At 43.9% G+C, this 326-nt stretch carries 1 pseudogene; it reads left to right on the forward strand.

Features of this window, described 5'->3' with window-relative positions:
• Nucleotides 1–73: 73 nt before the first annotated feature.
• Nucleotides 74–326: pseudogene (locus AAEY78_RS12470) on the forward strand (hypothetical protein); the annotation flags it as partial.

The following is a 326-nucleotide window of genomic DNA, read 5'->3' on the forward strand; positions in this document are numbered from 1 at the left end:
TCACCAATGGTAGATTGTTCCTTACCCTTTACTGTGCTTAAATAACCCTCTCTTTACCAATAGTCATCTGCTTATGAAAACCCATCTATTTACGCCAGCCAAGCCTACGCGCTATCTTCGTGTACTGCCTGTTATTTTTTTGAGTATGTTTTTAGTCACTGCTTGTGAAAAGTCATCAGAATCTGAGACAGTTAACGGGACCACCACTGATGCAGCAGTCCAAACGACACCTGTGACCTCTAACATCAATGTACCTGAAGTGACGGATAGAGAGGCAAATGCCGCTGAGACTACTGTAGACTCAGCGCAAGATGTCAGCTTAAACG

This window comes from Psychrobacter sp. 16-MNA-CIBAN-0192 (genome assembly GCF_040309565.1).
GTDB lineage: Bacteria > Pseudomonadota > Gammaproteobacteria > Pseudomonadales > Moraxellaceae > Psychrobacter.